The 12,423-nt window shown below is 49.5% G+C and carries 14 protein-coding genes; 11 read left to right on the top strand and 3 right to left on the bottom strand.

From position 1 onward, the window contains the following. Positions 1 to 214 precede the first annotated feature (214 nt). The gene (locus tag ACO1NT_RS04645; protein WP_449047236.1) at positions 215 to 511 is read left to right on the top strand and encodes an FtsB family cell division protein; all 297 of its coding nucleotides are present in this window, start codon (positions 215 to 217) and stop codon (positions 509 to 511) included. Positions 512 to 617: 106 nt separating this feature from the next. Here ACO1NT_RS04645 and ACO1NT_RS04640 read toward each other — a convergent pair whose 3' ends face one another. Beyond that, a complete protein-coding gene (locus ACO1NT_RS04640; protein WP_449047235.1) occupies positions 618 to 1,514 on the bottom strand; it encodes a DUF3078 domain-containing protein in 897 nt (298 codons plus the stop codon). A 110-nt stretch (positions 1,515 to 1,624) separates the two neighbouring features. Here ACO1NT_RS04640 and rlmH point away from each other — a divergent pair, with 110 nt between their 5' ends. The 5 genes from rlmH to ACO1NT_RS04615 all read left to right on the top strand — a co-directional run bounded on the left by rlmH (position 1,625) and on the right by ACO1NT_RS04615 (position 6,278). Beyond that, positions 1,625 to 2,098, top strand: a complete 474-nt coding sequence (gene rlmH / locus ACO1NT_RS04635; RefSeq protein WP_449047234.1) for a 23S rRNA (pseudouridine(1915)-N(3))-methyltransferase RlmH — start codon at positions 1,625 to 1,627, stop codon at positions 2,096 to 2,098. 134 nt (positions 2,099 to 2,232) lie between these two features. Next, a complete protein-coding gene (locus tag ACO1NT_RS04630) occupies positions 2,233 to 2,355 on the top strand; it encodes a hypothetical protein (RefSeq protein ID WP_449047233.1) in 123 nt (40 codons plus the stop codon). Positions 2,356 to 2,482: 127 nt separating this feature from the next. After that, on the top strand, positions 2,483 to 4,900 hold the full coding sequence (locus tag ACO1NT_RS04625; protein ID WP_449047232.1) for a TonB-dependent siderophore receptor: 2,418 nt from the start codon (positions 2,483 to 2,485) through the stop codon (positions 4,898 to 4,900). A gap of 33 nt (positions 4,901 to 4,933) precedes the next feature. After that, positions 4,934 to 6,103 (top strand): PepSY-associated TM helix domain-containing protein, encoded by a 1,170-nt coding sequence (locus tag ACO1NT_RS04620; protein ID WP_449047231.1) that lies wholly within the window; start codon positions 4,934 to 4,936, stop codon positions 6,101 to 6,103. Between the two features lie 13 nt (positions 6,104 to 6,116). After that, positions 6,117 to 6,278, top strand: coding sequence for a hypothetical protein (locus tag ACO1NT_RS04615; RefSeq protein ID WP_449047230.1), 162 nt, complete (start codon positions 6,117 to 6,119; stop codon positions 6,276 to 6,278). Positions 6,279 to 6,330: 52 nt separating this feature from the next. Here ACO1NT_RS04615 and ACO1NT_RS04610 read toward each other — a convergent pair whose 3' ends face one another. Beyond that, positions 6,331 to 6,723: a DUF5606 family protein gene (locus tag ACO1NT_RS04610; protein ID WP_449047229.1), complete on the bottom strand. Its 393-nt coding sequence runs from the start codon at positions 6,721 to 6,723 to the stop codon at positions 6,331 to 6,333. Continuing rightward, positions 6,720 to 7,169, bottom strand: a complete 450-nt coding sequence (locus ACO1NT_RS04605; protein WP_449047228.1) for a peptidylprolyl isomerase — start codon at positions 7,167 to 7,169, stop codon at positions 6,720 to 6,722. Before ACO1NT_RS04605 ends, ACO1NT_RS04610 begins: the two co-directional genes overlap by 4 nt. Before the next feature lie 118 nt (positions 7,170 to 7,287). Between ACO1NT_RS04605 and radC the strand changes: the two genes are divergently transcribed. The 5 genes from radC to ACO1NT_RS04580 form a co-directional block, all read left to right on the top strand. Continuing rightward, positions 7,288 to 7,983: a RadC family protein gene (gene radC, locus ACO1NT_RS04600; protein ID WP_449047227.1), complete on the top strand. Its 696-nt coding sequence runs from the start codon at positions 7,288 to 7,290 to the stop codon at positions 7,981 to 7,983. An 86-nt stretch (positions 7,984 to 8,069) separates the two neighbouring features. Continuing rightward, positions 8,070 to 10,466, top strand: a complete 2,397-nt coding sequence (gene pheT, locus ACO1NT_RS04595; RefSeq protein WP_449047226.1) for a phenylalanine--tRNA ligase subunit beta — start codon at positions 8,070 to 8,072, stop codon at positions 10,464 to 10,466. Positions 10,467 to 10,547: 81 nt separating this feature from the next. Then, positions 10,548 to 10,856, top strand: coding sequence for a hypothetical protein (locus tag ACO1NT_RS04590; RefSeq protein ID WP_449047225.1), 309 nt, complete (start codon positions 10,548 to 10,550; stop codon positions 10,854 to 10,856). A gap of 34 nt (positions 10,857 to 10,890) precedes the next feature. Beyond that, positions 10,891 to 11,181, top strand: coding sequence for a cell division protein ZapA (locus ACO1NT_RS04585; protein WP_449047224.1), 291 nt, complete (start codon positions 10,891 to 10,893; stop codon positions 11,179 to 11,181). Between the two features lie 391 nt (positions 11,182 to 11,572). Beyond that, on the top strand, positions 11,573 to 12,423 hold an 851-nt coding region (locus ACO1NT_RS04580; protein ID WP_449047223.1), incomplete at its 3' end, for an Rnase Y domain-containing protein.

The following is a 12,423-nucleotide window of genomic DNA, read 5'->3' as shown; positions in this document are numbered from 1 at the left end:
GGCCGGCATGGCCCAGTTCAACTTCGCGGGCTTCGGGGTGGGCTACAGCTACCAGTTCAACCCGGGCAGCGAGCCGCTCGACAGGCGCATCACCAACACCACACACGAGATCGGCATCAGCTACCGGTTCGATAAAACCGTAGGGCTGCTATAGGGGTATCTTACGAAACGGAAAATATTTGTACATAAAAGAAATTTAACTAAGTTTGTGTGCATGGAACGTATTCTAAGTGCTATACGCAACAAATACCTTATCGCTATCGTCGCGTTCGCTATATGGATGTTGTTTTTTGATAGGTATGATGTGGCTACCCAATATGGCTATTATAGCCAACTGAAGGACCTCAAGAACGAAAAGACCTTTTATACGACCGAGGTAGAACGGATTACCAAAGCGATCCACGACCTAAATACCGACCCGAAAGAACAGCAACGCGTGGCCCGCGAACGCTACCAGATGAAGAAAGATAACGAGGATATTTTCGTGATCGTGGAAGAAGAAGCGGAATAGATTGCGAGGCATATGTCTTTGGTCGTAAGTCATAAGCCCCAGCGGAAGGTTAACCCACGGCTGGAATGGCTCACGACCCACGACTAAGAACAACTTACGGCTTTAATTAAAACTTGTAGGTAATTCCGGCACCCAATACCTGCCTTACCTGCAACGTTGGTCTTTCCGATCCGGCGATGAATACACCGTCTTCCTGACGCGGGATGAGCGTATTGTCGTCGTAAATCAACTGTACACCACCATTGACAGTAATGTAATCATTCACTTTCATGAATAAGTTGAGGGTATAATCCATATCCACATTCTGGGGGTCTTCCAAGTAGTTTGAGTACAATTTGAGGATGTTTTCCACGCTCACGTTTTCCATCAGGTTGGCTTTGTAATAAGCATCGAATGATGCGCCAAACTCAAAACGGGAAGTCGATCCGGGATCGACACCAAAAGCGCCTTGTGCGGAGAGGTCATCGTTGGTTACGAAGATGAAACGGGCTGCGGCGGGGGATAGGTTGAACCGGAAATTATCCGACTCCTTATAGGCGAAACCGGGGCCAAAGCTGAGGTACGCCGGTGCAAAGGCCGTTGAAATCAGGGTACTATTGTTGTCGGTATCGTATTGGAAACCATCGGCGAATTGCGTATTGAAATTGAGGTAAAACGTATATAGCCAACGTTCCGTCGCTTCGTATCCGAGCAGGCTATTCAGTACGATACGGTCATCATTCTTGCGCCATCCGGTCGATTTTTGCTTGGTAAGGCCATAAGCGGCAATGACTTTGTTGTCCCAGCTCCACTTGTTTTTCTTATAGTTGAAGTCGTAGTTGAAAATCAGGTTAGCGGCAAAGGAGTTGATGCCCCCAGCGGCCCAATTGGAGAAGGAGCTCTGGTTGAGCAGCAACGTGTTTTCACCCGAAACCCGCCAGGAAGTATCCGAGGAGGTTTCTTGCGCTTGGACATGCCAAACCATAGCCAGTGCTAGGCAAAGCAAGGATAGTGTTTTTTTCATGATGATTAAATATGATGTTGTTAAAATGCCCATTAAGTGCAAAACCGGTGCCAAAAAGACATCTTTATTGCATAGCTTGCATGTAACCCAAAATTACCTAAGTTTGCGGGATGCGGATAACCCTGTTATGTGTAGGCAAGACGGATGATGGCCAACTGGCTGCGATCATTGATAAATTCCAGCAGCGGCTGAAACACTACATTTCATTCAGCATGGTGAGTATACCTGACGTGAAAAACACAAAGCACCTGCGTGCGGACCAGCAACGGATGAAGGAAGCGACCGCTATCCATAAACAGCTTTCGCCAGGCGATCACGTGGTACTTCTGGATGAACGTGGGAAGGAGTATCGTTCTGTTGATTTTGCTACCTATCTCAATAAATTGATGGTCGGCAGCATACCGCACGTGGTGTTCGTAGTCGGTGGACCCTATGGTTTCGATGAAACGATTTACCAGCGTGCCAATAGCCGGATTTCGCTTTCGAAAATGACCTTCTCCCACCAGATGGTACGGTTGTTCTTTGTAGAACAGCTGTATCGGGCGTTTACCATTTTGAAAGGTGAGCCATACCATCATGAGTGAAATTGCAAGTTTGTGAGATTGTGAACCTGTTAGCTGAGTGTCGACCCGGTCTGATGTCTCATGTCTACCATATGGAAACAACGGTATTTTAGCATCAAAACAATAGAAAGTAAACTTTGTTAATTAATCAGTTTATGAATATACCCAAGCGGAAATACCATTACAAAGGTGCGGATACCACCAGTGAAAGCCGACTTTTCTGGCTGATGGTCATTGTGGGCCTAGCCGTTGCGGCAGCCATTATCTTTTTGTTGTAGCAACTATAACGAATCTTTTTATTCCCCCATCGGTCAACTTGTGCGGTACGGCATTCGGGTTTTTTTTAAATTAAATTGTTTAGATTTAATTTAAATAAATACTTTTGCCCCACACAAGTCGAATCAAATGAATCAGAAATTTTACGCTACGCTCTTGCTGCTTTTTGCTGTGGGGCTTACCTATGCGCAAACCGGCACGATCAGTGGCTCAGTAACTACATACGACGGCAGTCCTGCTGAATCCGTGAACGTAAGGATAAAAGGCACCAACCGCGGTGCTACGGTAGATCGGAGCGGAAGCTACCATATCAATAACGTTCAGCCAGGCAGGTTAACGATCATCGCTTCATTCATTGGGCTCGAAACGCAAGAACGTACGATAACCGTTGCCAGCGGTGCAACCGTTACGGTCAATTTTGTGCTGCCAGAAAGTGCAGCGCAACTGCGTGAGGTGATCGTATCCTCGCAACGGCCGGCCAATAAGCCGACAAACGTAGCTAAGATTCCACTGAAAAACCTCGAGAATCCACAGATATACAACACCGTATCGGCAGAATTGATGCGGCAACAGGTCATTACCTCCTACGATGATGCGTTACGTAACGTACCCGGCATCACCCGTACGTGGGAAGCGACGGGAAGAGCGGGGGATGGCGCTGCTTATTTCGCGCTGCGTGGTTTTGATGCGCAGCCGGCGCTTATCAATGGCCTACCAGGCTTGACTAGCGGCAACCTCGACCCGGCAAACGTGGAGGAAATCCAAGTAATGAAGGGTCCTTCGGGAACGTTGTTTGGTGGTAGCTTTTACAGCTATGGTGGATTAATCAATACCATCACGAAGAAGCCGTATGATGGGTTTGGAGGGGAGGTGACCTATAGCCTAGGTAGCTATGGCCTGAACCGTATCACGGCCGATGTGAACACGCCGCTAAGCAAATCGGAAAAGATTGCGTTGCGGGTGAATGCCGCGTACCACTCCGAAGGCAGCTTCCAGGACGCCGGATTCAAGAAATCATTTTTCATCGCACCGACGTTGGCCTATGAAGTGAACGACAGGCTTTCCTTCCAGGTGATGGCAGAAATACTCGAAGAGGAACGTGCCGTTGCTCCGGTATTCTTCCATTCCGACAGATTTAGTCCACTGGACTTCACGACCCTCGAAGAACTCAACCTCAACCCATCCTTGTCGTTTACAAGCAATGATATCACCATCAAAAACCCCAAATACAATCTACAAGCGCAGATGGTCTACCGATTGTCTGACAAATGGACGTCGCAGACCGTCGTATCGCGGGGAACGGTTAAATCCGACGGTTACTATACGTATATATGGGATGACGTAGCTGGCGATAATGAATTCAGCCAATATTTCCATAAGGAACTGCAAACAACGAACACCACCAATATCCAGCAGAATTTCAACGGCGATTTCAAGATCGGCACATGGCGCAACCGCCTGGTGGCCGGTCTCGACTATTACCGCCGCGATATCATAGATAACGGCTCGGGTTGGGGCTGGGCGCGTAATGTGACCCCACAGGGCGACGTGAACTACGTCGATCCATTTACGGGCGAGGAGCAAGCACCCGTGTACATGACCCGGGCTTCGGTAGAAAACTTGTTGGGTGGGTTGGAAGGGACCATGAGCCAGATAGCCAATAGTGCCTACGGTGCCTATTTTTCCAACATACTCAACGTTACACCGGGCATCATGGCGATGGTAAGCCTCCGTGCGGACTACTTCGACTCCCTAGGTGAAAAAAATACGGGGGAAGACGATTACGACCAGTTCGCCCTGTCACCGAAATTTGGCCTTGTATACCAGCCCGTACTCGACAAAGTGTCGATCTTTGGCAGCTACATGAATGCCTTTATCAATGTGGCGCCGCAGCAGTTATTTGACCAGGATGGCAATTTCTTGCGCGTGCAGTCGTTCAAACCCGAACAGGCTAACCAATGGGAATATGGCGTGAAAGCCAATTTGTTTTCCGACCGGTTGTATGCCACGGTATCCTTGTACGATATCAAGGTATCCGACCGGGTATATCCCGACCCCAGCAACCCTAACAACTCTGTGCAGGGCGGCAAAGTAGGCAGCAAAGGCGTGGAGTTCGATTTCAATGCTAGCCCGGTGGCGGGACTGAACGTGATTGCAGGCTACAGCTATAACGAGACCAAAGTAATAGCTGGCAACGACAACGATTTTTATTCCGAGCCGGGGAGAAGTCCGGGCGGGCAAGGTCCGCAAAACCTGGCTAACCTTTGGGCTACCTACCGGTTCCTCAATGGCCCACTCAAGAATTACGGATTGGGTATAGGCGGAAACTACGTCAGTGAGTACAAAGTGATTGACAACAGCCAGACGGGTGATTTCTACCTGCCTGCCTACACGCTGCTGAATGCCAGCTTGTTTTATAATGGTGAGCATGTAAGGATTACATTCAATGTGAATAACTTCGCCGATGAAGCATATTATATCGGCTACTGGTCGGTCAATCCGCAGAAAGGCCGTCATATTGCGGCCAGCGTAGCGTATAAATTTTAAAAACTTTTACAGAATTGCTTATTTTCGGTAACCATGAAAGCGCAAACCATAAGAAATTGGTTTAACATCCATAAGTGGACCAGCTTGATCTCCACGGTATTCTTACTGATGCTCTGCCTCACGGGGTTGCCATTGGTTTTTTACGAAGAAATCGACCACCTGATGCACGGTGAGTTGGATGCGTCTGTGCCAGGGGCGTCGCCGCTTTCAAAAGACGTGGTCTTACAGGCCGCTATGGACGAAATCCCGGGCAAAGAGGTAAAATACATCTTTTGGGATCCCGACCATCATCCGGGCCAGATGTTTGTAACGTTGGCCGATTCGGCGGAGGCACCGATTGAAGCGGACCATTACCTTACCATGGACGAGCATACCGCGACGGTGCTCGATGCGCCACCCAATGAGATGGATTTCATGTTGCTCATGTATTACCTACACGTGGAAATGCTGGCCGGTATACCAGGTAAGCTGTTTCTCGGCCTCATGGGAATGTTGTTTATTGTTGCCATCGTGTCGGGCGTGGTGCTGTATGGGCCTATTATGAAGCGCTTCGATTTCGGTATGATCCGTACCGAGAAATCGGCCCGGCTTCGTTGGTTGGACCTGCATAACCTACTTGGCATCGTTACGTTGGTGTGGGCTGTTGTGGTCGGTATTTCGGGGGTGATCAACACATTGGCAGACCCCGCGCTGGAGAGTTGGCGGTCGGGGCAATTGGCAGAGTTGGTAGCAGCGTACCATGATGAACCCAAATGGGAAGGCGAGCTGAGTTCCTTGCAGGCAGCACTCAATACCGCACAGGCTGCCGCACCGGAAATGGAAGTATCTTTCGTGGCTTATCCCGGCACCCTCTATTCCAGTGCCCACCATTATGCGGTATATATGATAGGAAAGACGCCACTTACCTCACGCATCATCAAGCCCGCACTGATTGATGCCAAAACCGGTGAGCTGACAGCGATGCGGGATATGCCATGGTACCTCAAAACGATTTTCATTTCGCAGCCCTTCCATTTCGGTGACTACGGAGGAATCCCCATGAAAGTAATGTGGGTGCTTTTCGATCTTCTGACCATCGTTGTGCTGGTTTCGGGCCTGTACCTCTGGTTTGCTCGGCGCAAAGCGAAAGCTGCTCAGTTGAAAAGGATGATTGCCAACCTCGAATCGCTCACCCTGATGACCGCGGAAGAAGATGCGCGCTAACAAGCCTATAGGGATGAAACTTTGGGGGATGCCTGTTTTCTTGGGTATCATTACCCTAGCGGGTTTGCTATTGGCTATTATGGGGGGCGATTTGTGGCTCCATGTGCTATCGTGGGTTGCGCTTGCGGTACCCTTGTTTATGATCGTGCGATACGGGGCCAGGTTTTTCAGTTGATGCGTGAGCTTAAGTGTCCACATCGGCCGGAAAGGCCGACATGGACACTTATTTATTCCGAATCTTCTTCTTCAAACAACGGCAATTCCTTGATGATGCCGTACCACGTGATGATTTTTTTGATGTCGGAACTATATACGCGATCTTCGTCGTGACCGGGCGCCACCTCCCTGAAAAATTCGCGTAATGTTTTCCCATCCGATTTGCTATCGGGCACGGTGCCTTTGGCTTTCATGCTATTCATGATATCCGTGAGTTTCAGATCCTCGTCATCACCATAAATAGTAATGTCTTCGAGCGTGGCCAGTTTGGTGGTAGCTAAATTGACCACCGATTTTACCCGTTGTACATCCAGTGTTTCCAAAACGAAACCACTTTTATTCTGCCCCACCAGCTTAAATAATCCCGGTTTGCCCGTTACGGATACAAGCGCCTTTAAATTCATGCGGTGGTGTCCTCCTCGATGATGTCAATGCCCAGAATCTTGTCGCCTTGGCGGATGTCGTCAATCACATCGACATTTTCAATCACCTTGCCAAAGCAGGTGTGATTCCTGTCGAGGTGCGCTGTATTGTTACGGCTGTGGCAAATAAAAAACTGCGAGCCACCTGTATCGCGGCCCCGGTGCGCCATAGAAAGTACGCCGCGATCGTGGTACTGGTTGTCGCCATCCAGCTCACATTTGATGGAATATCCCGGTCCGCCGGCACCCGTGCCCGTTGGGTCGCCTCCTTGTATAACAAAGTCGGGGATAACGCGGTGGAAAGTTACGCCGTCATAGTAACCCGACTTGGCCAGCTTCAGGAAGTTGGCAACGGTGCCCGGGGCATCCGCATCGTAAAACTGCACGGTGAGATCGCCTTTTTCTGTCTTGATAATTGCTTTGCTCATCTTTTTAAATTTGGAACGCAAACTTAGGAAAGCGAGCCAATAAAAGCAAGCTTATTTTGCCAAACTGCCGGATGTTGCTTATATTTGATTGTCGATGCAATAACCCCAATATACCCCTATGGATAACCTATCGCGTGTCACCATCAAAGCATGGGCGGAAGCAGACCGCCCGAGGGAAAAACTCTTGGAACGCGGCCGACGTGCACTTTCCGATGCCGAACTTTTGGCCATTCTAATCGGCAGCGGGTCACGCAATGAATCTGCCGTTGAGCTCTGCCGGCGTATCCTGCATGATCAGGGCAACGACCTCCATGCCCTGTCGCGGCTCTCGGTGGCCGAACTATGCCGTTATAAGGGTATTGGTGAGGCCAAAGCAATCAGTATCATTTCGGCGCTCGAACTTGGCCGGCGCCGCAAGGACCGCAAGGCTGAAGAGCGCCCTATACTCAATAGCAGTAAGCAGGTTTACGACCATTTCGAACATGTTTATCGGGATTTGTCCTATGAGGAATTCTGGGTGCTGTATCTCGGCGGTGGGTGCAAGTTCATCGCTAAGCAATTGATTGGAAAAGGGGGCAATGACTTCACGCCAGTGGATATCAAACAGGTACTTCGGTTCGCGCTGGAGCACCGTGCCACGGGTATTGTCCTTACCCATAACCATCCATCGGGCACCCTCAAGCCGAGTGCAGCAGATAGGCAACTGACCAAAAAATTAGCGGAAGCCGCCACCCTGCTCGACCTGTCCATCAATGATCATGTGATCTTTACCGATGCCGGTTATTATAGCTTCCGCGATAACGGATTGCTATAGCGGGTGAATAGTGGGCATTGCCGTTTGTTTCGCGAATTTGAGAAACAAGAAAAAAAATCTAAGTTTGCACAAATTCCGAAATCAGGATGAACATATCATATACTTGGCTTAAAGACTTTATACAAACCGATCTCACACCGACGGAGCTTTCGGCGATTCTTACGGATATTGGACTGGAAGTGGAATCGCTCGATGTGGTAGAACGTGTGCCCGGTGGACTGGAAGGGCTTGTAATCGGTGAGGTGAAAACCTGCAGCCAGCATCCCAATGCCGACCGATTGAAAGTAACTACGGTAGATATCGGGGCCGATGAACCCCTGCACATCGTCTGCGGCGCACCGAACGTGGCCGCCGGCCAACGGGTAGTGGTGGCAACCGTCGGTACTACGGTACACCCCATTAATGGCGAACCGTTCAAAATTAACAAATCGAAGATCCGTGGTGAGGCGTCGGAAGGCATGATCTGTGCAGAAGACGAAATCGGACTCGGTGCTGGACACGATGGCATCATGGTACTCGACGCGTCTGCGCCGATCGGTACGCCAGCCAGCACCTTTTTTGGACTGCAGGATGACTATGTTTTCGAAATCGGACTCACTCCAAACCGTGCGGACGCAGCCTCGCATCTGGGCGTAGCCCGCGATGTGGCCGCTTTCCTGCGTAGCGGCTACCGCATGCCAGACGTGTCGGCATTCGCCGCTGAAAGGGCACAGCCGCTGCCGGTAACGGTAGAGGACACGGTTGCCTGTCCGCGATATACTTCATTGACCATCAGTGGTGTGCAGGTAGGGGAGTCGCCGAAATGGCTTCGGGAACGGCTCATCGCTATCGGCGTGCGCCCGATCAATAACGTTGTAGACGTGACCAATTACGTACTCCATGAATTGGGACAGCCACTGCACGCATTCGATGCCGACCGGCTGGCCGGCGACAAGGTGATCGTTCGCCATGCCAAGGCAGATGAGTCGTTTGTGACACTCGACGGGGTTGCACGTAAACTACATCCCGAAGACCTGATGATCTGCGATGCGGAGAAGCCGCTCTGCATTGCCGGTGTATTTGGTGGTATGGACTCGGGCGTAACGGAAAGCACGACCCGTGTATTCTTGGAGAGTGCCTACTTCAATCCGGTGTCGGTGCGCAAAACGTCCAAGCGGCACGGACTAAAAACAGACGCATCGTTCCGTTTCGAGCGCGGTACCGATCCGGAGATAACGGTGCTGGCACTGAAAAGAGCTGCTTTACTGATTACTGAATTCGCCGGTGGACAGATTTCTACCGCCGTGTCTGACCATTACCCCAATCCCGCCCAGCCGTTCACCTTTGATGTACGTTTTGATGGGATACGCCGGCTTGTCGGCAAAGCGATTCCCGATGGGGAAATAAAAACCATTATCGAAGCGTTGGGTATAGCTGTTGTGGCCGAAACCGACGGGGTATTGACCGTCCAAGTACCGCGCTATAAAGTAGACGTAACCCGCGAAGTGGATATGGTGGAAGAGGTACTCCGCATCTACGGGTACAATAATATCGAGATCGGCCGCCAGATTAAGGCCTCGCTCAATACATCGCCCAAGCCCGACAAGGAAGTTGTGCAAAACCAGGTGGCGGATCTGCTGATTGGCAACGGCTTCCGCGAGATTCTGTCTAACTCGTTGACCAAGTTTGATTATGCGGATGAACCTGAGCGCGCTGTACGTATCCTGAATCCGTTGAGCACCGATTTGGATACCCTGCGGCAGAGTTTGTTGTTTTCGATGCTGGAAGCCATGGCATATAACCAGAAGCGTAAGCATGCAGACCTGAAGTTCTATGAATTCGGCCATACGTACAGGCTTGACGGAGAAGGGTATCGCGAACGGCAGCACCTCGCCGTGGCAGTAACGGGCAACCGTTTGCCCCAACAGTGGAACCACGCGGGCAAACCCGTGTCGTTTTATGACATCAAAGCCGCTGTGGATGCGATTCTGCGGCGACTGAATATCTCCGGCTGGCAGGAATCCGACGTTCCCGCGTCGCATTATGATTATGGCGTAAGCTATGAGCGTGGCGGGAATGTGCTGGTATCGTTCGGTGCCGTTAGTCGGCCGATACTCGCGAAGGCGGATGTGGCCGGCGACGTGTACTACGCTGATTTTGACTGGGGGGCAATCCTCAAGGCTATCCGTAAAAACAAAATTACTTATCGCGAAGTGGCGAAATACCCTGCCGTTCAGCGCGATCTGTCACTCCTTGTGGATACGGACGTCACCTTCGGTATGCTGAAACGGATTGCGGAGCGTACGGAACGCAAGTTGATTAAAGCGATTTCGGTGTTCGACGTGTACAAAGGGGATAAATTGCCTGTGGGTAAAAAATCCTATGCGCTGCATTTTGTCCTACAGGACGATGAAAAAACCCTTGCCGACAAACAGATTGATGCGATTGTTAAGAAATTAATTGCTAATTTTGAAAAAGAGGCCGGAGCAGCGGTAAGAAGCTGATCGGGCTGTAGGAGGCTAAAGGCATAAAGCCGAACGGCACTGCATAAAGCAACGAGCAAAAAAAGCAACGAGCACAAAGAAATGTCATCATTAGCAAAACAACTGACAGGTGTGGTGGATAACACGCGTAAATTGCTTGATTTATGCGCGTCTTTGCAAGCGGAAAATGATTTGCTGAAGTTGGAAGTGCAGTCGCTGAAGGTAGCCGTTGAGACAGGTACCGACAAGAACAAACAACTGGAAGAGAAAGTGAAGGCCCTTGCCGTGGCCCGTTCGCTCGATGATACCGAAGTGGATGAAGCGGTGATAAATGAAAAAATACTTGACACAAAACAAAAAATTAACGATTTTGTGCGGGAAATAGATAAGTGTATCGGGTTGCTTCAGTAGCATGGGGTGCATGGAATAGTGAATTAGCTCAAACATGGGAGAGATTTCCATAAAAATAAACATCGCAGACCGGATTTACCCGTTGCGGGTAGACATGGCAGAGGAGGAGGTAATCCGGCGAGCGGCTAAATTGATAAACGACAGGATTAAAGAATTTCAGGAAAATTACGCGGTAAGGGATAAGCAGGATTTATTATCGATGTGTGTGCTTCATTATGCTACCGGGATGTTAAAGGCGGAACGGAAAACAAGTGCAGATGACGTCGGGATTGCAAAGGCGGTGGACGAATTGGATGGCATGTTGACTGAATTTTTTAATAAATAACGTTCTTATTGATAGGAATAGAGCTTTAACAACGAATTAACCGCAGTTAAATTCGGGTTTCACTATTTTAAACTTAACGCTTCAATATCACAAGGCGTAAACGAGATGTAGGCCATTTTGCGAAAGCCATCTGGTCAGGATCAATACGCTAATCCTGTGTAGATGAAGTTTATGATACATGAGACCCGATTTATTTAATTGCGGTTTTTTTATGCCGTTTTTTCTGCACTTCGCTCTTTGCGATTTGCACGTAGTAAATGAACAAACAGCGAACAAGCAAACAACAAATAGCAAACAGGCAAATAGCAACAACAAATAGCAACAACAAATAGCGAACAGGCAAGTAGCAAATAACAAACAAACAAATAGCAAACAAATAAACAAAAAGGACATGGACATCATATACATCATTATAGCTCTTGCAGTGGGGGTGGTTATCGGCCGCTTTGCACTGCGCAGTTTATTTAAACGGCAGGAGGTAGCTGCCCAAAACAAGGCAAAGAAAATACTCAAAGAGGCAGAACAGGCTGGCGAACACCTGAAAAAGCAACGCCAACTGGAGGCTAAGGAGAAATTCCTGCAGTTGAAAGCGGAGCATGAGAAAGAGACGAACCAGAAGAACAATACCCTTAATCAACGTGAAAACAGCATCCGGCAGAAAGAGCAGTCAGTTAACCAAAAACTGGAAAACCTGAACCGTGAGAAGCAGGAGGTAGAAAACCAACGCAAGAACCTGGAGCGGCTCACGGAAATCAGTGAAAAGAAGCAGAAAGAAGTGGAGCAGCTCAAAGCACAGCACATCAAACAGTTGGAAACCATTGCGGGCCTTTCGGCCGAAGAAGCCAGTGCGCAGCTCATTGAAAACCTCAAAGAGGAGGCACGTTCCAGGGCTGTCATCCAAATCAAGGATATTGTAGATGAAGCCAAGCTTACGGCGACCAAGGAAGCTAAGAAAGTGGTCATACAGACCATACAACGCACAGCTACGGAGAGTGCCATCGAGAATACGGTATCTATTTTCAATATCGAGAATGACGAGATAAAGGGCCGTATTATTGGTCGTGAGGGGCGCAATATCCGGGCACTCGAAGCCGCGACGGGAGTGGAGATTATTGTTGATGATACCCCTGAGGCTATCATTTTATCTGGATTTGACCCCGTGCGCCGAGAAATTGCGCGCTTGGCACTGCACCGTTTGGTAACGGATGGCCGGATCCATCCCGCCCGTATCGAAGAAGTGGT

Source organism: Parapedobacter sp. (genome assembly GCF_053550995.1).
This window is presented reverse-complemented; position numbering and strand designations above follow the sequence as displayed.